Source organism: Anaerobacillus sp. ABA4_114 (genome assembly GCF_056159065.1).
Genome location: NZ_JBSWUM010000001.1, coordinates 536,376 through 558,936 on the forward strand (window position 1 = coordinate 536,376; position 22,561 = coordinate 558,936).

At 41.4% G+C, this 22,561-nt stretch carries 19 protein-coding genes; 13 read left to right on the forward strand and 6 right to left on the reverse strand.

Annotated elements, in window-relative coordinates:
• The first annotated feature begins 171 nt into the window (after positions 1 to 171).
• From ACXAEY_RS02635 to ACXAEY_RS02670, 8 genes are all read left to right on the forward strand, one after another.
• Entirely contained in the window at positions 172 to 849 is a 678-nt protein-coding gene (locus ACXAEY_RS02635) for an MgtC/SapB family protein (protein WP_270180220.1), read from the forward strand.
• Positions 850 to 1,051: 202 nt separating this feature from the next.
• Positions 1,052 to 1,336, forward strand: a complete 285-nt coding sequence (locus ACXAEY_RS02640) for a YhdT family protein (protein WP_474810302.1) — start codon at positions 1,052 to 1,054, stop codon at positions 1,334 to 1,336.
• Positions 1,333 to 2,799, forward strand: coding sequence for a sodium/pantothenate symporter (gene panF / locus ACXAEY_RS02645; RefSeq protein ID WP_474810303.1), 1,467 nt, complete (start codon positions 1,333 to 1,335; stop codon positions 2,797 to 2,799). Before ACXAEY_RS02640 ends, panF begins: the two co-directional genes overlap by 4 nt.
• 162 nt (positions 2,800 to 2,961) lie before the next feature.
• Positions 2,962 to 3,756: a carbon-nitrogen family hydrolase gene (locus ACXAEY_RS02650; RefSeq protein ID WP_474810305.1), complete on the forward strand. Its 795-nt coding sequence runs from the start codon at positions 2,962 to 2,964 to the stop codon at positions 3,754 to 3,756.
• Between the two features lie 149 nt (positions 3,757 to 3,905).
• The gene (locus ACXAEY_RS02655; protein WP_270180216.1) at positions 3,906 to 4,001 is read left to right on the forward strand and encodes a putative holin-like toxin; all 96 of its coding nucleotides are present in this window, start codon (positions 3,906 to 3,908) and stop codon (positions 3,999 to 4,001) included.
• Positions 4,002 to 4,335: 334 nt separating this feature from the next.
• Positions 4,336 to 5,577: a hydantoinase/carbamoylase family amidase gene (locus tag ACXAEY_RS02660; RefSeq protein WP_474810307.1), complete on the forward strand. Its 1,242-nt coding sequence runs from the start codon at positions 4,336 to 4,338 to the stop codon at positions 5,575 to 5,577.
• 106 nt (positions 5,578 to 5,683) lie between these two features.
• Complete coding sequence (locus tag ACXAEY_RS02665; protein WP_474810309.1) at positions 5,684 to 6,646, forward strand: 2-hydroxyacid dehydrogenase; 963 nt, start codon at positions 5,684 to 5,686, stop codon at positions 6,644 to 6,646.
• A gap of 199 nt (positions 6,647 to 6,845) precedes the next feature.
• Positions 6,846 to 7,418: a transposase gene (locus ACXAEY_RS02670; protein WP_270180213.1), complete on the forward strand. Its 573-nt coding sequence runs from the start codon at positions 6,846 to 6,848 to the stop codon at positions 7,416 to 7,418.
• Positions 7,419 to 7,501: 83 nt separating this feature from the next.
• On the opposite strand, the gene ACXAEY_RS02675 is transcribed toward ACXAEY_RS02670, so the two are convergent.
• Positions 7,502 to 7,978 carry a hypothetical protein gene (locus ACXAEY_RS02675; RefSeq protein ID WP_474810311.1) on the reverse strand — a complete coding sequence of 159 codons (477 nt, stop codon included), beginning with the start codon at positions 7,976 to 7,978 and terminating at the stop codon, positions 7,502 to 7,504.
• A gap of 161 nt (positions 7,979 to 8,139) precedes the next feature.
• On the opposite strand from ACXAEY_RS02675, the gene ACXAEY_RS02680 reads away from it, so the two are divergent.
• Positions 8,140 to 9,039, forward strand: coding sequence for an ankyrin repeat domain-containing protein (locus ACXAEY_RS02680; protein WP_474810313.1), 900 nt, complete (start codon positions 8,140 to 8,142; stop codon positions 9,037 to 9,039).
• A gap of 82 nt (positions 9,040 to 9,121) precedes the next feature.
• Here ACXAEY_RS02680 and ACXAEY_RS02685 read toward each other — a convergent pair whose 3' ends face one another.
• The 4 genes from ACXAEY_RS02685 to ACXAEY_RS02700 form a co-directional block, all read right to left on the reverse strand.
• Positions 9,122 to 10,114 carry a LacI family DNA-binding transcriptional regulator gene (locus ACXAEY_RS02685; RefSeq protein WP_474810315.1) on the reverse strand — a complete coding sequence of 331 codons (993 nt, stop codon included), beginning with the start codon at positions 10,112 to 10,114 and terminating at the stop codon, positions 9,122 to 9,124.
• 93 nt (positions 10,115 to 10,207) lie between these two features.
• Positions 10,208 to 11,011, reverse strand: coding sequence for a carbohydrate ABC transporter permease (locus tag ACXAEY_RS02690; RefSeq protein WP_474814710.1), 804 nt, complete (start codon positions 11,009 to 11,011; stop codon positions 10,208 to 10,210).
• Between the two features lie 51 nt (positions 11,012 to 11,062).
• Positions 11,063 to 11,962, reverse strand: coding sequence for a carbohydrate ABC transporter permease (locus ACXAEY_RS02695; RefSeq protein WP_474810318.1), 900 nt, complete (start codon positions 11,960 to 11,962; stop codon positions 11,063 to 11,065).
• Between the two features lie 77 nt (positions 11,963 to 12,039).
• Positions 12,040 to 13,278 (reverse strand): sugar ABC transporter substrate-binding protein, encoded by a 1,239-nt coding sequence (locus ACXAEY_RS02700; protein ID WP_474810320.1) that lies wholly within the window; start codon positions 13,276 to 13,278, stop codon positions 12,040 to 12,042.
• Positions 13,279 to 13,561: 283 nt separating this feature from the next.
• Between ACXAEY_RS02700 and ACXAEY_RS02705 the strand changes: the two genes are divergently transcribed.
• From ACXAEY_RS02705 to ACXAEY_RS02715, 3 genes are all read left to right on the forward strand, one after another.
• Entirely contained in the window at positions 13,562 to 15,742 is a 2,181-nt protein-coding gene (locus ACXAEY_RS02705) for a glycoside hydrolase family 3 N-terminal domain-containing protein (RefSeq protein WP_474810322.1), read from the forward strand.
• Positions 15,736 to 19,056, forward strand: a complete 3,321-nt coding sequence (locus tag ACXAEY_RS02710) for a GH36-type glycosyl hydrolase domain-containing protein (protein WP_474810324.1) — start codon at positions 15,736 to 15,738, stop codon at positions 19,054 to 19,056. Before ACXAEY_RS02705 ends, ACXAEY_RS02710 begins: the two co-directional genes overlap by 7 nt.
• A 212-nt stretch (positions 19,057 to 19,268) precedes the next feature.
• A complete protein-coding gene (locus ACXAEY_RS02715) occupies positions 19,269 to 20,273 on the forward strand; it encodes a serine hydrolase domain-containing protein (RefSeq protein WP_474810326.1) in 1,005 nt (334 codons plus the stop codon).
• Positions 20,274 to 20,359: 86 nt separating this feature from the next.
• Here the strand turns inward: ACXAEY_RS02715 and ACXAEY_RS02720 are convergent, their stop codons facing one another.
• Positions 20,360 to 20,977, reverse strand: coding sequence for a YesL family protein (locus ACXAEY_RS02720; RefSeq protein WP_474810328.1), 618 nt, complete (start codon positions 20,975 to 20,977; stop codon positions 20,360 to 20,362).
• Positions 20,978 to 21,308: 331 nt separating this feature from the next.
• Here ACXAEY_RS02720 and ACXAEY_RS02725 point away from each other — a divergent pair, with 331 nt between their 5' ends.
• Positions 21,309 to 22,556 carry a sugar ABC transporter substrate-binding protein gene (locus ACXAEY_RS02725; protein ID WP_474810329.1) on the forward strand — a complete coding sequence of 416 codons (1,248 nt, stop codon included), beginning with the start codon at positions 21,309 to 21,311 and terminating at the stop codon, positions 22,554 to 22,556.
• Positions 22,557 to 22,561 lie beyond the last annotated feature (5 nt).

Consider the following 22,561-nt stretch of genomic DNA (forward strand, 5'->3'; position numbering starts at 1 on the left):
TTCTACCTGATTGCGCTGTTTTAAACTACTTTTGTAAAATGAGCAATAGGCACTAAGCGTTTAGTCATACATAATTCACTAAAAAACACATAAAAATTTAATATATCGCAGGAAATTCACTTATTTTTAAAGAATTTTGATTGATAAAGAAAAGAGTTGGAGATGACTCCTATGAGCATGATTGTATTAGCAAAACTGGCTATTTCAGCACTATTAGGATTGATGATTGGAATCGAAAGAGAATTAAAACATAAGCCTCTAGGGCTCAAAACGTGTATGGTTATCGCCGTTAGCAGCTGTTTGTTGACGATTGTATCGATCGAATCATCTGTAAAGTTCGCCGAGTTCTCGACGAACATTCGAACAGATCCGATGCGACTCGCTGCCCAAGTCGTGTCAGGAATAGGTTTTATAGGTGCAGGTGTTATTCTTAGAAGAAACAACGATGCGATCTCAGGCCTTACAACAGCCGCAATTATCTGGGGAGCGTCTGGCCTCGGAATTTCTGCAGGAGCTGGATTTTACTATGAAGCATTTGTTGGTGCAGCCATTATCCTGTTTAGTGTCAATGTTTTACCCATCATCATTAAGAAAATTGGTCCGAAGCAGCTTAGGCAGCGTGAAATGCGTGCGAAAATTACGTTTCATGAAGATCAAGATGTGACTGTATTTATGAAAGCCATTTTAAAACATGACTTCGATATCAAACACGTACGCGTTCGTGATACAAAGGATCACAATCGCCAGATCGAACTTAAGCTTTTAACGTTCGAAAAAAATCACACAACAGATATTTATCAGCTGTTGCGAAATGTGGATGGTGCGACGTCTGTTGAGGTTGAAGGATAAATACCCCCTTTTCAATCAAACGTTTGTTTAACAAAAAAGCTTTTGGCTAGAGTTGCGGCCAAAAGCTTTTTTATATGCTTCATAGGATGAAATTAAAAGGCAAAAGATAAGATTACGATCATCTCTATAGACTTTCTGTTGTGATGTTATTTAGAATAGGACACGTACAGAAGCAGAAGCGGTAGTGTTGAGGGGGATAAGAATGAATAAAGGAAAGCGAAAAGGTGGGGAGGATCCACGTTTTCGAATAGCGAATCGTGAAGCCCTTATAGGGGTTGGGCTTGTATTACTAAATTTTGCGTTATGGTATGGGACTGCTTACGGTTTAGGATCTAAACCTGTAGAGGACTATCACTATATATGGGGATTGCCTGCATGGTTTTTCTATAGCTGTATCGTTGTAACGCTCTTGGTACTCTTATTAGTCATCCTTTCGGTAAAGTATCTATATAAAGAAGTGTCTCTTGATGAGGAGGAGAACAATTGAACTGGGAAGTCGTCATTCCACTCCTCATTTTTCTAGGTAGTATTTTCGTCGTTGGATTTTATGCATCAAGACATCTCTCTGTTACGTCTAGCTTTCTTCATGAATACTTTCTCGGCAGCCGAGAGCTCGGAGGATTTATTCTTGCGATGACGATGGTCGCAACGTATGGAAGTGCGAGCAGTTTTATCGGAGGACCTGGCGTAGCATATGAAATGGGACTAGGCTGGGTGTTACTCGCAATGACGCAGCTGCCGACAGGGTATTTTGTATTATCTGTTCTCGGTAAAAAATTTGCGATCGTCGCAAGAAAAATCAAGGCCGTTACGCTCATCGACTTTTTGAAAGAACGGTATCGAAGTAAAGCAGTGGTGATCCTATCAGCACTTAGCATCATCATCTTCCTATTTTCCGCAATGGCGGCTCAATGGGTCGGTGGAGCACGCTTGATCGAATCGTTAACAGGGCTCTCTTATACTGCAGCGCTGTTTATTTTTGCTGTATCCGTCCTTGTCTATGTGATCATTGGTGGCTTTCGTGCTGTCGCGATCACAGATACGATCCAAGGTGTCATCATGTTTTTTGGAACTCTCGTTATCCTTGTGGGGACAGTGGTTGCTGGAGGAGGAATCGAAAACATTATGTCAGACCTTTCAGCTGAAAATCCAAATTTGATTTCGCCTTATGGACCTGACCGCTCTTTAACACCGCTTTACGTGTCATCGTTCTGGCTGCTCGTAGGAGTTGGAGTGGTAGGTCTCCCGCAAGTTGCCGTGCGCGCGATGTCTTATAAAAGCTCAAGAGGTATGCATCGTGCTTTAATCATCGGAACAGTTGTTGTTGGATTTATTATGCTCGGCATGCACCTCACTGGTGTTTTTGCGAGAGCCGTTTTACCTGGGATCGAAGTGGGTGATACGGTCATGCCTCGGATCGCAATGGAAGTTCTTCCAGCTTGGGTAGCGGGGATCGTTCTTGCAGCACCGATGGCAGCAATCATGTCCACTGTGGACTCTCTCCTTCTGCTCGTAAGCTCTGCAGTGGTGAAAGATGTGTACTTAAACTACGTGAGGCCTGATGCGAGCGATCGAACGATCAAGCGATTTAGTATCGGAGTTACGGCAGTGCTCGGTATTCTTGTATTCCTGATGGCCGTAAACCCTCCTGATCTTCTAATCTGGCTGAACCTTTTCTCGTTCGGCGGCTTAGAAGCAGCATTTATTTGGCCAGTTGTGATGGGACTATACTGGAAGAAAGGGAATGCGAGCGGAGCGATGGCGTCACTGCTGACGGGTGTAGGGAGCTATATCTTGTTCAACACCTTCATGCCTAATGCGTTCGGCATGCATACGGTTGTACTGCCAGTTTTGATCTCCTTTGTGTCATATGTGCTCGTAAGCTTATTAACAGTGAAGCGGCACGAAGAAACGCAGGCTCTCGTGTTAGAGAACATGTGGAAAGCGTAACGTAGTCGACAGGTACCTGGTACCTGTCGATTTTTTTGATAACAGAGGTACAAACAATTTGATGTTTCTGAAAATTAAGATGTATGATGTGGGAAGAGATAACGTTTGGCAGACTTAATGATGAAGAAGAGTGTATTTACTATAGAAACAGGAGGGAAAGAAATGAAGTTTTCAATTTACCAGATGGACATTATTGCAGGTGATCCAGAAAGAAATCGTCAGAAGGTAAGTGAGTGGGTAGAGAAAGAGGTAGCGAGCGCAAATCCTGACACGATTGTTCTTCCAGAGATGTGGACAACCGCTTATACGCTTTCGGACCTTAACCTCTATGCAGATGAAAATGCTGAACCGACGAAGGGGTTTTTAAGTGAATTAGCTGTGAAGTATGATATTAACATCATCGGAGGCTCCGTTGCGAACAAAATCGAAGGCAAATTTTATAACTCCTCATTGATCGTTAATCGAAAAGGCGAGCTTGTATATCAGTACGATAAAGTTCATCTTGTTCCGATGTTAAATGAGCCAGCATATCTTTCAGGAGGCACAAAAGCTCCAACAATCTTTGAACTTGATGGTATCAAGATGGGAGTTATAATCTGTTATGATCTTCGTTTCCCTGAAATCATACGCACCCTTGCTTTAGAAGGTGCTCAAGTTCTCCATGTTGTAGCCGAGTGGCCGCTTGCTAGACGCTCTCATTGGCGTACGCTGCAGCTTGCAAGAGCAATTGAGAATCAGATGTATGTTGTTTCTTGTAACCGAGTTGGCAGCTATGATGGCGTTGAATTTGCAGGAACTTCGATGGCGATCGACCCGTGGGGGGATGTTCTTGAAGAAGGTGAAGTAGAGGAAGAAAAATCTCTTTCAGTTTCATTGGATCTAGAAAAAGTGAAGCAGGTTCGAAAGGACGTCCCTATTTTTGATAGCAGAGTACCTCATCTTTATAAACATAAATAAGAGTGAGAACTAAGCCCTGAAGAGTTTCTCAAGTCACGATGACCAATGACCCATGCTATTCACACGACACCCTGTGGTAAAATGAGTGTAACAGCTGTAAAGCAGGGTGGGCGGTGGTACCCCAAGAACGAAAGGGGGTGCTGCCTATAATGATGACCACATACGAGGCATTGGTGTTGATGATTAGCTTTGCTTCTCTTGTGATCACGATTATTACGGTTTCAGGTAATAATAAAAAGAAGTAACCCACCCTGCCCCGGCCAAGGTTTAAGGTGAGTTACTTCATTCATTTGCCTTTTGAGCCGCCGCTCTTCTTGCGGAGCAGCTGTATGGACGCTGGTGTTGACGCACCAGCGTTCTTTTTTTACGTTATGATATCTACTCCTATTATATGCACTTCTGATTGATATGGCAAGGTGGAATGGTGCCTGGTACCACCCGGATTTGCTCATAATTTGTCGAACTTGATTAGAGTTAGACGTAATATCAAATGGAGAGCTAAAATATCCAACAAAGTGTAAAATGTAAGGCTATTCTTGCTTTGCTATAGTGGACTAAAACCAAGAAAGTGGTGAGGTTATGTCCATTAACCGCTCACGTCTACAACGTCATTTAGAAGAACTTGCAGAGATAGGGAAGATCGGAGATACAGGCGTTTGCCGTCTCGCACATTCGAAAGAAGATCGGCAGGCAGTGGATGTCGTAAAGGGTTGGATGGAGGAGGCTGGGTTATCAGCTAAAATCGATGGTTTCGGAAATTTGATAGGAAGAATCGAAGGAGAAAATCATGAGCTTCCTATATTAATGCTTGGCTCACATATTGATTCTCAGCCGTATGGAGGAAGGTTTGATGGAACAGCCGGAGCGCTAGGTGCCATCGAAGTCATTCACACGATGAAAGATAATGGGATCAAACCAAAGCGAACGATCGAAGTGGTCTGCTTTTCCGATGAAGAAGGCTCAAGATTTAATAAAGGTGTTTTCGGTGTTCGTGCACTTGTTGGCATGCTTGAAGAAGGAGAACTTGAGCGCGAGGACAAAAGCGGTGTCTCAAGGAGAGAAGCTTTGAAAGAGTTCGGTGTAGAAACTGATCTGAACGAGAGTCCTGTTTATCAAAAAGGTGACATCGAGGCGTTCCTAGAACTTCATATTGAGCAGGGTCCTGTCCTCGAATCAAAAAATAAGCCGGTCGGCATCGTTTCTGGTATTTCAGGGCCGATCTGGCTCACAGTTACGCTCGAAGGTTTTGCTGGTCACGCTGGATCTGTTCCAATGAATTTAAGAAAAGATGCGATGGTAGGGGCAAGTGAAATCATTTCTAAATTTGATCGGATGGTTAAAGAGAAAGGAAAAGATACGACGGTTGGAACCGTTGGGAGTGTACAGGTTTTTCCTAACTCTCGAAACATCATCCCTGAAAAAGTAGAATTTACGATCGACTTACGCGATATCGACCTTGAGCACCGCACGAAGCTTGAACAAGAGCTATATACCATTATTGAAGATACGTCGACTGCCAATGAGCTTTCGTATAGCATAAGAGAAGATACAAAAAGTAATCCAAGGTATTGTGCGGACTGGATTAAAGAAATCATGGCAGAGGAAGATGAAAAGCTTGATTTCGATTCGCCAGTTCTAATGAGTGGACCGTTTCATGATGCACTTTTCATGTCCTATATAAGTGACTACGGCATGATCTTCGTTCGATGTGAGAAAGGCATCAGTCACAATCCGCTTGAGTTTGCAGAAATGGATGATATCGAGAAAGGAGTGAACCTCCTTTATAAGACGGCATTAAGGATTGCAGAGAAAACCGGGTGACAGGTACCACCCGGTTTTTGTCATATCATTTGTGTGCAACAGGTATGAAGAGGGTATATGCTGAACATAAAGTAGTTAGAGATCCTTAAAGGAGTGCAAATCACAATTGAAACGGAAAATATATATAACAAGGAAATTACCAGAATCGATCGTTCAGCGTTTAAGCGAGACATGTGAGGTGCGAATGTGGGAAGAGGACGAAAAGCCTGTACCGAGAGAGGTGCTTGAGGAGGAGATCAAAGATGTCGAAGGGCTCTTTTGTTTACTCACAGAACAAATCGATGCATCACTCTTAGATAAGGCAGACAAGCTTAAAGTAGTTTCAAATATGGCTGTAGGCTATAACAACATCGATGTTGAAGCTGCGAAGGAACGTAACGTTATCGTTACAAATACACCTGGTGTTCTGACAGAAACGACTGCAGACCTCACCTTCTCTTTGTTGATGGCGACAGCTAGGAGAATTCCAGAGGCTTCTGAGTACTTGCGGAACGGAAATTGGAACACATGGTCTCCGATGCAGCTTACCGGACAGGATATTCATGGAGCGACACTAGGTATTATTGGGCTTGGGAGAATAGGGGAGGCTGTTGCGAAACGCGCTCAAGGGTTTGATATGAAGGTACTCTACCACAATCGAAGTCGTAATCATGAGGCTGAAGGAAGGCTTGATCTTCACTTTACAGAGCTAAACACCTTGTTACGTGAAAGTGATTATGTTTGTGTGTTAACGCCATTCACGCCTGAGACAAACAACCTGATCGATACTGAACAACTAGATCTTATGAAGAAAAGTGCGATTATCATTAATTCAGCAAGAGGAGGGATCGTAAACGAAAAGGCACTGTACAAAGCGTTAAAAGAACAGTCGATCTGGGCAGCTGGGCTAGATGTGTTCGAGGAAGAGCCGGTACGCTTAGATCACCCTCTCCTTACGCTTCCAAACGTTGTTACACTGCCGCATATAGGGAGTGCAAGCATAAAAACGAGAATGAAGATGGCGAATCTTGCAGCAACCAATTTGCTTGCTGTTCTTGAAGGGGAAGAGCCTCCGAACAAGGTCGGGTGACAGGCACCACCCGAACTAGCTCGAACGGTGTCGGAGAGTTTATGTTGACGTTTATTGTGAGAGCGAAGTAATCTGAATCTAATACGAAAGGAGGGATCCATTGAACCACCACTAATCACGAAGGAGAGAAGAAAGTGAGAAGCAAGCATCATCCCCGTTCCACCTTTACCCTCAATCAAACAACCAACGTTCCATCCCCATGGTAAGGAAACGCAGAGTTTGGCTTCCCAATCACTTTTATCACATCGTAAGTAGAGGAAACCGTAAGGAGGTATTGTTTCAAGACGATAAAGATTACCGTGTTTTTTTCTACATCCTCGAAGAAGTCTTCGAATCCCACCCTTTTGAAATTTCTTCATACTGTTTACTCAGCAATCATTATCACCTTCAGCTTCGGTCAAAGCATGTTCCTGTTTCCAAAATCATGGCTTTGATCAACAAACGTTATGCGACCTATTTTAATTTACGTTATGAATTAACGGGGCATGTTTTTGAAAAGCGATATTTTGGCGAGATCCTAGAAACGAATGGCGATATGTTGGAGGTGAGTCGATATATCCATTTAAATCCTGTTAAAGCGGGCATTTGTATTCGCCCTGAAGATTACCGCTGGTCAAGCTATCGCTATTACTACAATAGTTATCGGGCCATTCCTTATCTCAAAACTTCCGTCCTATTAGAAGGGTATCCAGGAACAGTAAGGGAGAAAAGAGCTGAGTATCGTAACTATGTGAATGTGTTACGAAAAGATCTACTAAATCCTACTTTATAACAGGCATAAACTTCAGAATTCGAGTGAGGTGCCTTATTAAGCACCTCACCCACTATTAAACAAACGTTTGATTGAACAAGGAACTAGTTGTAATTCCACAATATCCGATACTTCCCATCCTCTTTTACTATGATGACCTCTTGCACGATGTTGAACTTTCCAAAATCGTTATTAAAGGTTTGTGTAACCGTTGTTACGTAAACTTTCTTTAACACCAGTCCGCTTCCAGGCGTCTTCCAGTTTTTCTTTGCTTTCATTTTACTAACTTTAAACGTAAATGACTTAGAAAATGTATCTTGTGTTAAAAACTGAGCGCGCAATTTGCTATATTGCTCGTCTGAAAAACGGTTCTTCATTTCGGAATGGAATAAATTCCAGGATTGAGTGTAGTTCCCTTTTTGCTCATATTTATAAAATTCCTTTACAGCATCGGCAGCTTTCGCTCTTGGTTGCTGCAGAATCCATATCGTTACGCTTCCACCTAATAATAAAATGATAATGCCGATGAGTAAGAACTTTGCGCCTCCACCAGGCTGACGGCGAGTTTTGAAGTGCGACAAGGTAGTTACCTCCTTGAGGCTTGACTAATAAAGTGTATGAGCTACTTGAGTTGTCCCATTCAAAGTAGTTTCTCTTTTCTGATTATTTAACCATCTAAGCCTAGATTAAGGTTATACTAGAAGATGAATAGTAAAAAAGTAGGATGCAGGGGGAGAGTAAGGTGAACTGTAAACGACTGGTGGGAATACTTTTTCTTTCATTTATTGTTGGATGTGAGTATATCGAGTCCTCTCCTGATTCACAAATGGTTTCTAGTGCGGAAGAAACTAAGAAGTCCGAAGAGAGCGAGGTTTCTGGTCAAGAGCGACTATGGAGTCTGATTACTTCTGAAGGTAATAGTGATTTTCTAAACGAAGTGGCTTCTTTAATAGAAGGTGGTGTCGATCCTAATCAAAAGAACAGCGATGGACAAACCCCTTTAGGTTATGCAGTAGAAAAAGCGGATAACAAGCTTGTGCAAGTGTTAATACAGTCAGGAGCTGGAAATACGAGTCACGCTCTTGATGAACTTTTAGAGGTGGCTGCAGCCAAACAACATTATGAAATTATAGATACCTTGTTGAAGAGTGGAGCGCACTTCGAAGTTGGGAATGAAGCGAAGCTGATTCAGGCTGTTGAAGAGACTGATCGTGAGTTGATTCGCATTCTTTTACATAATGGGTATAATCCTAATCAGCTCGTAACGAGTGAGGGCAAAGACATCACTCTCCTTAACCATGCGATTAAGGGAAGAGACGAATCGTTAATAACGATGCTTCTTAATGCTGGAGCAAATCCTAACTTTGCCGTTGAAGACGGGGATAACGCTTTATCTATCGCAGTTGCAGAAGGATCTGCTGACTTGTTAACGATGTTACTAGCCAAGGGCGGAGACCCAAATAGTATCATTCAAGACCAATCCTTACTACATAAAGCGATCGAAATGAATCAAGCAGAATTAGTAGAAGTGCTTCTTAGTTATGGAGCATTGGCTAAGACTGATGAGGAAAGAGAAGAAGTAATGAAGCTAGCTGGAGGGAATAAAGAAATCGAGGAACTCCTTGTCAATTACGGGTGGTAGTGGTTGTGTGATTGTGTGATAAAGGATTTTGCAAGACCAAGATCCCTCGACAAAAAGCGGGTGGTGCCAGGCACCACCCTCCTCAATTTAGCTTCTTAATAGACTTTCTCTCGATTAGTTCAGTTGGCAGTTTGTAATAGCGCTCTACTTTCTCAAGTGATAGCTGTTGGAAAATGAGATGGACGGCGAGAGCGCCTGCCTCGTATTTTGGTTGTCTAATCGTTGTCAGTGCTGGAGAGATGTATTCGGAAAGTTGTATATCATCATAGCCGATCATTGAAATGTCGTTCGGAACAGAAATGTTATTCTCATTGAATGCTTGTAGTCCACCAAGCGCCATTTCATCGTTTGCGAAGAACACAGCTGTTGGCAAGTTTCCTTGTGCGATTAGCATTTTTGTAGCGCGGTAACCGCCTTCCCGGGTAAAATCTCCGGAGAACTTCCAACGAGATTGATACCGAATGTTATGAGCATCTAATGCATTTTGGTAGCCTTTGAACCGCATGTCATTATCGTGGGAGTCATAAGGTCCACTAATGTACGCTATTTCGTTATGTCCCATGTTAATCAAGTGTTCGGTCGCTTGGTACCCACCTTGCATGTTGTCTACTTCTACTTGAATGATGTGTTCATTATCCATATCTCGATCGAGAACAACGATTGGGAACCCTTCTCTAGCGGATTCAACAATGATGTCATCTGTAATGTTCTGAGCGAGAATAATCGCACCATCCACACGTTTTTCCTTCAAAAATTTAACTGCTGTTGACTGTTCACCGCCGATTGAACTGCATGCGATCAAGTCGAAGCCGTTCGTCATCGTCACTTCCTGAACGCCTTTGATCAGTTCGGAATAATAGGGCCCAGAAAGGTCCTTTAGAATAAGTGCGATCGTATTCGTTTTCGTTCGTTTCAGGTCAGATGCCAGGCCATTTTTCTGGTAGTTTAGTTCTCTTGCGGCATCGTGCACTTTTTTTACAGTGGCAGGGCTCACTTTTTTAATATTATTCAACGCATAAGAAGCAGTAGATACTGCAACGCCAGCTAATTTCGCTACGTCTTTTATTGTCGCCATTCTATTTCACATCCTCTAACTAGACAGGTCTACCATCGTTAAGTTTGTATCCGTTCAAGTTTTTTATAAAGCTCTTACCTATAGTATAAAGCATTACTTCAAGCCAGACATCGTAAACCCTTCAACAATATACTTCTGGAAAAATGAGAAGATAATGACGATGGGTACGACCATAAATGCTGCGCCAGCCATCTGTAGCGCATAGTTATTCGCATATTGACCTTGCAAGAGAGAAAGACCTACAGAGAGAGTATAAAGGCTTTCATCATTTGCGATAATCAAAGGCCATAAGAAACTGTTCCACGCACCGATAAAGGTTAGGATACCCTGAACAGCAAAGATCGGCTTTGCAATCGGTATGATGAGCTTAAAGAAAATATAAAATTCTCCAGCTCCATCTAGTCTTGCAGCTTCGATCAAGTCGTTCGGAATCGTCGTCATGAATTGTCTGAAAAGGAAAATACTGAACGCAACTGCAAGGCCAGGTAGGACAATTCCTGTCATCGTATTGGTAAGACCCATTTCATTTAATAAAAGGTACACTGGTATCATTGTTACTTGTGCTGGAATCATCATCGTAGCAAGGACGATGTAAAACAGCTTCTGTTTTCCTTTGAATTCGAATTTCGCAAACCCATACCCAGCCATCGCATTCAATAGAAGGCCGAGAAATGAAAACAAGACGATGATCAACGTGTTTTTTAAGTAAACTCCAAAGTTTAAGCTTTGGAAGAGGTTAATGTAATTTTCAAATGTCGGGTTTGATGGAAACAACTGTGGTGGGATGTTTAATACTTCGCTTTCCTGTTTGAATGAACTTGAGATCATCCATAAAAATGGAACGGAAACGATCACACCTCCAGCAACGAGGAAGAGTGCCACGATGGGTCTCTCGATTTTTTGTAAAAATGATTTTAATTGCAACTGTATCACTCCGATCCGATCGCTTTAATATTCCGTGTCAGACTTACGCACTTTGAACTGAACGAGTGTCGTGATGATGATGAAAATAAACAGAATGAATGATCCTGCTGCCGCATAGCCAAATTCGCTGAACTGGAAGCCGTTTTTATAGATGAATAATGCAATCGAAATCGTGCCATCTAGTGGGCCGCCGTTCGTCATGACAAATGGCTCCTCGAAGAATTGCATCCAACCGATCAACGTTGTAACCGTAACGAAGAAAGTCGCATACCTCAGTAGCGGAATCGTTACATAGAATAACATTTGAAAACGATTCGCTCCGTCAATCTTTGCTGCTTCATAGTAGGATTGGGGAATACCTTGAAGCGCAGCAAGGAAAATGATCATGTTGATTCCGATTCCTTTCCACACAGCAAGAATGATAAGAGACAATTTCGCAATGGTTGGTTCCGTGAGCCATGGAACTTTATCTACTGAAAGCAATGATAGCAAGTAGTTGAAAAGACCATACTCGGTGTTATAAAGATATCCCCATACTACTGCCACTGCGATAATGTTTGTGATGGAAGGCATATAGTATACAGCCCTGAAGACTGTAAACAGTTTCGAAGTCCCGTAATTTAATAGAAGAGCGATACCTAGAGAGAAAAGGATCACGAGTGGAACCCCGATCACTACATAGAAAATGGTATTGATAATAGATTTATGAAACAGTTCATCTGAGAAAAGGTCAACGTAATTTTCAATACCTATGAAACTAATATTCGACCAGTCAGCAAGTCCTTTTAGATTTAAATCTGTGAAACTGATGAAAAAAGCGATAATGATTGGGATAATACTAAAAACAAATAATATGAGAACAGCAGGAGCAATAAACATTAGTCCGTGTCTAGCTTGTAAAACCCTATTGTAAATAGCTTTCATGAGAACCCCACCTACCTTCAGAGCGCTTTTCTGTAAAAAAGGAGAACAGGCAGCGCCTGCCTGTATCTCCGTCGTGATTACTCTTCTATCAATTCGTTCGCTTTTTTACTAAAATCGTCTAGCTCTTTATCAAGATCAGCGCCACCAACATTGATTCGTTCAATAGATGAAAGAAGTTCTTGAGCCATTTTTTCAAACTCTTTTAGTTGTGGGGCAGCCTTAGTTTCTTTAAGTTGTTCTCCAAATGTAGCTAGCATTTTATTTTCACTTAATGTAGGATCTTCCCATGCTTTTACTCGTGAAGGGAGAGTATTTGAAATCTCGAGCCATTCAAGCTGCGTATCAACTTCGTTCATGTAAGAAAGGAATTCAAGAGATTCATCGACATTCTCAGAGTTATGAAAGATCGATAGGTTGGATCCTCCAATGCTCGAAGTGTTTGATTCTTTTTCAGGCATCACAGCTACGTCCCATTTACCTTCAAGGTCTGGAGCTTGATCATTAAGGATGTTGATCATCCACGGTCCACTGAAAAACATTGGCTTTACGCCATCTTTGAAGGCTTGTACCATATCTACACCCTCTGTTGTTTGGCTAATTCCCTCTGCAAAGTAGCTGTGATAGTATTCTAGTGCTTCTCTGAATTCTGGACTATCAAAATTAAGATCTTTGTTTTCTACATCCATTTCATAGCCGTTTTGCCATGCGAAGATGAACGGAGTGATCTGATCATTTTGGTCAATATCTAACCCAAACTGGTCATCACCACGGTCAGAAAGAGTGGTGGCAGCATCTTTTAGTTCATCCCACGTAGCTGGCGGTTCTTCGTACCCAGCTTCTTTTAATAAGTCTGTTCGATAGTACAGTACGCGTGTTTCTACGTACCATGGTACGCCGATTACTTCATCATTAAAGGTCATAGATTCAGCGGCACCTTCGAAATAATTATCAGGCTTAAATTCAGGATAATCTTCAAGATGTGGAGATAAATCAAGTAAAGCACCTGCATCAGCAAATTCAGGTACCCAGGTAGTTCCTAGTTGAACAATGTCCGGTCCTTTTTGTGATGCGACAGCTGTTAATAACTTATCATGTGCATTTTCCCAAGGGATTGCTTGAACGTTCACTGTGATATCTGGATGTTCTTCTTCAAATTTCTTACTTAGTTCACTAAGCTTTTTCCCTTCTTCACCCATTGCCCAGACGGTGATTTCCTTCGATCCATCCGAAGAACTGCTGTCACTATTTGAGCACGCTCCAAGAATCATTGAGAAAGCGAGGATGCAAACTCCTAAAAGTTTGGACGTTTTCTTCATTTCACTCCAACTCCTTCTAAAACGTATTTTCGTTCCGCGTTTTTCATCTCTTATCAAAAACTTACATAAACCGTTGAAACGTTTCGATAACACGATTATAATCAAACGTGTATCCGCTTTCAATACTTTTGTTAAAAAATTTAAAATATTGTCGATTGAGTGCCGATAACTTAGTATTACTGGAATTTATAAGAAATTAAGCTTTGACTGTTGTTTGTGTAGTAGTCTATTATTTTTGTATAAGATTCATTGAAACGTTTCGATGAGTAGAAGGAGGGAATGTATGGCTTATTCAGATTTAACGGTATTAGTAGAGAAGATGACGTTTGAAGAAAAGTCGGCACAGTTAATGCAACTCGCAACCCCTTTTTACAAAGGTGCGATGGATTCTGGAGAGATCACTGGGCCGTTAGAACAGTTGGATATAGAAGAAGAACATGTAAGGAATAGCGGGTCTGTGCTCGGAGCTTCTGGTGCAGAAAACATTAAAAATATCCAGAGAACCTACCTTGACGAAAGCAGACTTGGTATTCCATTACTTTTTATGTCTGATATTGTGCATGGGTATAAAACGATCTTTCCCATCCCTCTTGCCATCGGATGTTCATGGGATTTAGAACTTGCTGAAAAAAGTGCTGAAGCAGCGGCCAGAGAAGCAGCGGTTTCAGGGATTCATGTAACGTTTTCCCCAATGGTCGATCTCGTACGTGATCCAAGATGGGGGCGTGTGATGGAGTCGACTGGAGAAGATCCCTATTTAAACAGTGAGTTTGCTCGCGCGTTTGTAAAAGGCTATCAGGGCAATGACTTAACGAATGATATGGAAAAAGTTGCAGCATGTGTGAAGCATTTTGCTGCTTATGGAGCTGTCGAAGGAGGACGTGATTATAACACGGTCGACATGTCTGAGCGTGAGCTGCGTGAAACGTATTTACCTGCATACAAAGCAGCATTGGACGAAGGCTGTGAAATGGTGATGACTGCGTTTAATACGGTAGACGGGATTCCGGCGAGTGGAAATAAACGGTTGATGAGGGACTTGCTTCGGGAAGAGTGGGGCTTCGATGGAGTTCTCATTTCTGATTGGGGAGCATTAAAAGAACTCATTCCACATGGAGTCGCTGAAGACGAGCGTGAAGCAGCATTAAAGTCGATTCAGGCTGGCGTCGATATTGAAATGATGACATCAACCTATGTTCACAACCTGCAGCAGCTAGTGACCGAAAACCTCGTTACAGAAGAGATGATCGATGAAGCAGTGCTTCGAATTTTGAAATTGAAGAAGAAGCTAGGGTTGTTCGAGAATCCTTATAGGGGAGCGGATCCTACCCTGGAGAATGAGATTGTTCTATGTGAGGATCACAGGGTAACGGCACGAGTTCTAGCTCAGAAATCCAGCGTTTTATTGAAGAACGATTCGATTCTACCATTACATAAAGACCAAAAGGTAGCGTTAATCGGACCGTTTGCTGAAAGTGAGGATATCCTTGGGCCGTGGTCCTGGCTTGGATGTGGTGAAGAAACAGTAACTTTAAAGGCAGGTATGTTATCAAAGCTAAAAGAAACACAACTTCACTTAGCAAAAGGTTGTGAGATCGAGAGCTGGACGGAGAAAGAAATAGAAGCATCTGTTAATAAAGCTAGTGAAGCAGATGTTATTGTGCTTGCATTAGGTGAGGACTCAGAAATGAGTGGTGAAGCAGGATGTCGAGCTGATATTCGCTTACCTTATGCGCAGCTTAAGCTAGTCGAACGAATGAAAGAGCTTAACAAGCCGGTCGTTGTGGTTTTATTCAATGGGAGGCCGCTCGATTTACACGGCGTAATTGAAGAAGCTGATGCAGTACTTGAAGCGTGGTATCCAGGAACAGAGGGAGGAAATGCGATTGCAGATCTATTGTTTGGTGACGCGAATCCTTCAGGTCGGTTAGCGATGTCCTTTCCGCATTCCGTTGGTCAAGTACCAGTTTATTATAATCACTTTAATACGGGGCGTCCAAAAGGCGCACCAGATGCCCAAGTACGGTATGTTTCTCAGTACCTTGACGTGCCGAATGAGCCGTTGTTTCCGTTTGGCTTTGGTTTAAGTTATTCCTCATTTATGTATCGTAATGCTACGGTTTCAGATGATGTGATGAAAGAGGAAGTTGAGATCAGTGTAACGGTTGAAAATACGGGTGAGTGCGTAGGAGAAGAAGTTGTTCAGCTTTATGTTCGTGATCTTTCAGGGGAAGTGGTTCGGCCCATAAAAGAATTAAAAGATTTTAAGAAAGTATTGTTACAACCTGGAGAAGTTCAGACAGTAACCTTTGTTCTGAATGAGAAACAACTTCGCTATCATCATGCGGATTTAACCTATAAAAGTGATGCTGGAGCCTTTAGTGCGTATATTGGCTCCAACAGTCGAGATGTTATTGAATTGCCGTTTCAATTAGTGAATAGAGGGGTTGTGACAGAGTGTTAAAAACGACAGATGAGTACAAGACGCATTTGCGCGCAGGGGAAATTGAAGCGATCTTTTTGAACAGTGGCGATCTATATGAATTAAGCTCGAACAATATCCTGATCAATCAGGTACTGTCAAATTCGATTGATGGTGCGCTTAGTAACCTTTATCTTAGGGTGTTTACAGGTCATGAGACTCTGTCATATCCATTGATCGGTGTTCACTCTAACAGCAACGTAAGCTTTGGCGATTCTAGTGTAAGTTGGACGGGTGAAGTTTCAGGATTGACATACGAGGTCACCTTCATGCTTTCTGAAAGAAATAGTTGGTTTTGGGATGTGACAGTAGAAGGAAGCGGCGTCGAGGTAGACGTCATCTATGGGCAAGACCTCGGATTAGCTGAACGGGGTGCAGTAAGAACAAACGAAGCTTATATGTCACAATATATGGACCACGCTGTGTTTAAAACGGAAAAAGGCTATGCTGTATGTACGCGACAAAATCAACCACAGCACGATTCTTTTCCATATCTGCAGCAAGGTTCTCTCGGGAACCTAACAGGCTATTCAACAGATGGCTTTCAATTCTTTGGATTATCATATAAAGAAACGCATGAACCCGAAGCGTTGAAACGAGGGTCGCTTGCAAACGAGGTTTATCAATACGAATTTGGATATACGGCTCTTCAATCTGAACGTGTTCAAATCCAAGGAGTAGAGAGATTCGTTTTTTATGGGTTGTATAAAGAAGATCATCAAGAAGCAGTGACTCAACGCGAGTATGAGGAAGAGGTAAAAGAAGCCTGGGAACAAGTACAGAGATCGATAGAAAGAAAAGATACCTTTAGGAAGAAAGTACACCTTCGTGCTGGTCGTCCGCTTCAATCGCTTCCGATGAAAGAGGGTGATGTAAAGCAGTTGTTCCCGAATCGCGTGCAAGAGGAGCGGGAGGACAATCAGTTACTCTCCTTCTTTACAGATACTTACGAACATGTGGTGTTAAAGGAAAAGGAACTCCTTGTTGAACGGCCACATGGACATATCCTCATGTCAGGTGAGAACGATCGATTGAATGAGAATGTAATTTCCACAACGTCATATATGTATGGGATATTCAACTCGCAGCTTTCGCTAGGGAACACTTCGTTCCATAAAATGCTTAGCAATGCTCGAAACCCGCTTAATATATTGAAGACTTCAGGACAGCGAATTTATATCGAGCTAGACTGTGAGTACAGACTGCTCGCGATGCCATCCATGTTTGAGATGGGCTTTAACTATGCGAGGTGGTATTACAAATTGGAAGACGACGTGCTTGTCGTTACGAATTTTACAACTGTAGATTCTCAACAAGTACAGCTTGACATTTGTTCGAAACTGGGAAAAGAGTACCGGTTTCTTGTTACGAATCAGATCACAATGAACAACCTCGAGTATGAAAGCACTTATCTCGTCGAACACAATGGAGACAAACTCACAATTAAGGCGGGAGAGGATGGACCGAGTAGAAAGTCTGCTCCTGACCTTTCTTATCATATGCAGTTGTTTGGCGCTTCAATGAAGGTTGGTGATGAACGATTACTTGGCGATCATATTCCTTCAGGTTCAGCATTGCTTACTGTTATGGAAGTTAGCGCTACTGATAAGTGGTCAGTCGTCATACAAGGTTCACGGGATGGAGAGTGCTCGATATTAGAAAACGAAGCCGAAGTTGAGATCGAGCGATACATAGCTTTTTATAAACGAGTGATGAATGATTTTGAAGTCACAATGGCAGGGGAAGACTTTGCAAAAGTAAATGCACTTGCGTGGTGGTATACCCATAATATGCTCGTTCATTTCTCTGTACCAAGAGGTCTTGAGCAATACATTGGTGCTGCTTGGGGAACACGTGATGTTTGCCAGGGACCGACGGAGTATTTTCTTGCTACCCAAAACCATCAAACTGTTAAAAAGATCATCCAGACAGTGTACTCTCATCAATACGAGAAAGAAGGCAATTGGCCGCAGTGGTTTATGTTTGATGAGTATACTGCTGTTCAGCAAGATCATAGCCATGGAGACGTCATCGTTTGGCCGTTGAAGGTCGTTGGAGATTATATAGCTGCAACGGGCGACGTTGACATTTTAGAAGAGAAAATCCCTTTTACTAGGCAAGGAGATTTTTCATTCACACGTAACGTGTATACTCTCAGAGAACATATTGAGAAGCAGCTTGCCTATATTAAGAGCAACTTTCTCCATAACACGTATCTTTCCTCATATGGGGATGGTGATTGGGATGATACGCTACAACCCGCGAACTCTCAATTAAAAAAGTACATGGTCAGTAGCTGGACGGTCGCTTTGACTTATCAGGCAATGAAGAAATTATCTGAAGCAGTTGGTAGTAGAAATGAATTAAGTCGTGATTTGCTGGAGCTTGCGCAAGGTATTGAGCGTGACTATCAGAAATTCCTATCGAACTCGAGTGCACTTCCAGGATTTTTGTATATGGAGGACAAAAACAATCCTGAGAAAATGCTTCATCCTGATGATACAAAAACAGGTATTTCTTACCGATTGCTACCTATGATTCGAGGTATGATCAGTGAATTATTGTCGGCAGAAGAGGTAGAAACACACTACAATATAATCAAAGATCACCTGTATTGTCCTGACGGTGTCCGGTTGATGGACCGGCCAGCTCATTACCATGGGGGAGTGAGTACTCATTTCAAGAGAGCTGAGCAAGCATCAAATTTCGGTAGAGAGATCGGTCTACAATATGTGCATGCTCACATTCGTTTTGTTGAGGCGATGGCGAAGATTGGAAAAGAGGATGAGGTTTGGCACGGGTTAGAGGTCATTAACCCTGTTGGCATAACTGACGTTGTGCCGAACGCTGAAAAACGTCAAAGTAACACTTATTTCAGCAGCTCGGATGGAAAGTTCAAAACGCGTTATGAAGCAGAAAAGCATTTCGGTGAATTGAAAAAGGGAACTGTTCCAGTAAAAGGCGGCTGGCGAATCTATTCTAGTGGCCCTGGAATCTATATGAATCAATTGATTACGAACACACTTGGTGTCAGACAGGAAGCTGGTAAGCTAGTCATCGATCCCGTTTTACCGAAAAAGCTAGATGGACTACAGCTTCAATTTAAATTTTGGAATAAACCGATCACCTTTATTTATCACCTTAATAAAGGGGAAAAGCGAGTCTTCGTAAACGGTACAGCCATGGAGACTGAAACAACCATCAATAGGTATCGCCACGGCGGTGAAATGCTTGAACGTGATTTGGTTGAAACGTTGTTAAAAGAAGAAGATAACCTTATCGAGATTTGGCGTTAGTTTGAAAATCAAAACGTTTCGAAAAAAAGCCGCTGATTGAGATCAGCGGCTTTTGGTTTGTTTAAATTATTGGAGAATGTTTATCTACAATTAAGTATAGAAAGTCTATTCAAGCAAATATCGCTTAAGCATTTATACATTGAAAGAGCTAAACTTTTGTATTAAGTTAACTATAATGATTTGAAATAATTGGTAAAGGAGGTGGTTATAGAGTGAAAGCAAGGTATGAGAAATTAGTTTCTTGGGTTGAGAACATTAAAGAGTTAAATCATTGCTCAGCAGCATCCTTGTTAATATTGAAAGATGATCAGGTGGTTTTAGAGCATTATAGTGGCGTTCACTCCAATAATAATGAACGTCCTATCATTAGGAATTCTAGGTTTAATGTAGCTTCTGTTAGAAAAATCTATTTAGGTTTGTGTGTCGCTTATGCTATACATGAAGGGAAAATAAGAGATGTCAATGATTCTATTACTAATTATTTTGATGATCTAAGTCCTCAATTATTTAGCAAGGTTACAATAAGACATTTAGTCACACATACTCATGGATTAGATGAAAATACGAATGGTGAGGTGATTAGAGAATTCAATCCTGGTGAAAGTTGGGCATACAGAGGAATAAATATTAAGCTTATGACGCGGTTAATCAATAAATTATATGGTATACCTTTTACCGAACTGTTACGTAAAAGAGTTCTACTTCCCATGGGGTTTTATCAAACCTGGTGGGAAACTAAACATTATGATGAATTGGTACATGTCATTACTAACCCAGAAGAAGATGGAGAAGATGCAACAGGGAGTACTGATAACGGTACAGAATCAAATCTCTATGTATCTACTCAAGACCTTGCAAGTTGGGGAAGTCTCTTCTTAAATAAAGGTAAGTTTAATGAAAAACAAATCGTTCCCCAAAAAGTAATTGAATTAGCTACTGAAATTCATACACCTCATGAATTAAATCCAGAGTTACCTCGTAACGGTTTTTTCTGGTATGTTCATGATCAACCTAGAGAAATGAGTGAAATAGGCGACAGAGTTCCAGCTGGTTCATACCAAATAATAGGAGTGACTGGGCCAACGTTGCTTGTAATCCCCGAAAATAACGTCGTTATCGCAAAAATGTATAACAAGAAAATCAATTACGGAAATAAAAATTACCTCTATTACCTTAAAGAGTTTAGTAATATTGCTGCTGATTTAACTAACAAATAGTTTCTCGTTCATAGCGAGAAACTATTTGTGAAAAGGAGCTTAACCTGGTTCAGGCTAAGCTCCTTATTTATATTCCTATACCAGGCTCATACTTTATAGTTTAATTGCTTCTTTTCAATGTTTTTGAATGCTCGATGACTTAGCCAAGTGATGATAATGGCAAGAATGCTCCCGGTGAATAGTGGAATGATACCAGGGATAAACATTAAAAGGACATATATCACAATGATTGAAACCACGATTAGTAGCGTCTCCATTGGAGAGGCAGCCGCCACAAGGAAAGATTGTTTCAAGTATTGGAAGAATGGAAGTCTGAAATGGACATAGACACTGAAGAAGAATAGCAAAGTGAATACATAGATAATGGAAACCAAAATTAGGATTGGATAAAAGTAATTTAAGTTTCCTCCATTTACGCTAAGTAACTGAAAATCATAATATAGAAAAGCCCCAATAAAAATAAAGATTAGTCCAAAGGCATTTCCTTTAATAAATTCTTTTCGAAATGATTTGGAAAAGGTACGGAAGATTGATGATTCATTGTTTCTAAGCCATGCCCGTACTACCGTGAACATAGCGATTGTAGAAGGGAAAATACCAAAAATGGCTAGTCCGGCCAACGTAAAGAGAATCCATAACAAGTTTATGTAAGCTGCTTTAAGCATCCAAAAAGCTACTCTATTGAACCTCTCCCAGCCACTCATGAAAGTCCCTCCCTTTGATAACAAACTATACGTGAGAGAGCATTCGTTTTGCAACCCTCTATTAAATTGGTTTATCAGTATCCATTTAAAGACAGTTAAGAGACTTGTCTATTGATAAGAAAAGACATACCATTAGAAATAACTTATAGAAAATTTACGCAATTTAGAATCTTTTACTGAACGGCTATGAGTCCCATCTTTCTCTAGCAAACTACTATGAGAAAAATCTTCACTCTCCAATAACGCGATGCTCTTTAATGGGATAAGCTGTTCATCAGTCGCACAGGTAGTAGCTTTAGATTTAACTTTAAAATTTTGAGGGGGTTTTTGAATGAGGAGATTTGGTTACTTCTTTGGCTTGATGTTTTTGATGTTCGTCATTGTAGGCTGTAGTGCAGATGAAACAACGGATGCAGGAGAAGATGGAGAGATTTCCGGTGAAATTACAGTTTGGGCTCATCCATTTGCCGGGCAAAGCGACGAGGAAAGTGAAATGTGGGAGGAAGTCATTACTTCTTATGAAGAAGAGTTTGGTGTTGAAGTTAATTTTGAACAGATCCCGTGGTCAAATAGAGACCAAAAGATTCTAACAGCTCTAGCTGCGAATAATGGACCTGACGTATTTTATGCTATTCCGGACCAAATGCCACAATATGCTGATGAAGGAATGCTCCTTGAATTAGATCCTTACTTAGAAGACATGGATATGGATGATTTTGTAGAGACGGCTCTTGTCTCTACGACCTGGCAAGATAAAACATACGGCCTACCAATTCTACAAGAAGCATATACCCTTTTTTACAATAAGGAAATTATTGAAGCGATCGGAGAAGATCCAGAGAATTTGCCTACAACTTGGGAAGAGTTTGAAGAATGGTCTAATAAAGCAAAAGAAAAAGGATATTATGCTATGACTTATCCTGGTGGTGGCTCCATGAATGGAACGATCTATCCATGGATCTGGCAGGCTGGCGGTGACATCATTACTAAAGATGACGAAGTACTGATTAATTCTTCTAAATCAGTCAAGGCATTTGAATTTATTAATGATATGTATAAAGAAGGTAAGATACCTAAGGATGCTATTACAGCTATGGAACATAATGCTCTTTGGGATAATGGAGAAATTATGGCCACGCTTGGTTCTGGTATCACATTAACAAACTTGTTGAGTAAAGATGTTGTTGACTTTGCGATTGGGGAGCCACTCCAGAACGAAGAAAAAGTGACTTATGGTACTACCGGGATGTTTGTTGTTCCTTCTAATAGTGACAATAAAGCAGCAGCTGCTGAGTTTGTCAAAACGATTACCAATACAGAGAATCAACGTAAGTTTAATGAAGTGACTCAATATATTCCGACTCGAGAATCTGCAAAAGATATTTTTGACGATCAAGAATATTTAAGTCAGCTTTCCGATTATACCCAGTATGCATTACCAGGAGTTATCCATCCTGTTGGCCGTGACATTATGCCTTTGATCCAGGCAGAAGTCCAGACGATGATGGAAGGTAAGAAAACACCTCAGGAAGCTGCTGATGCTGCTGCAGAAGCAATTAAAGCCAAGCTTAACAAGTAACTTGC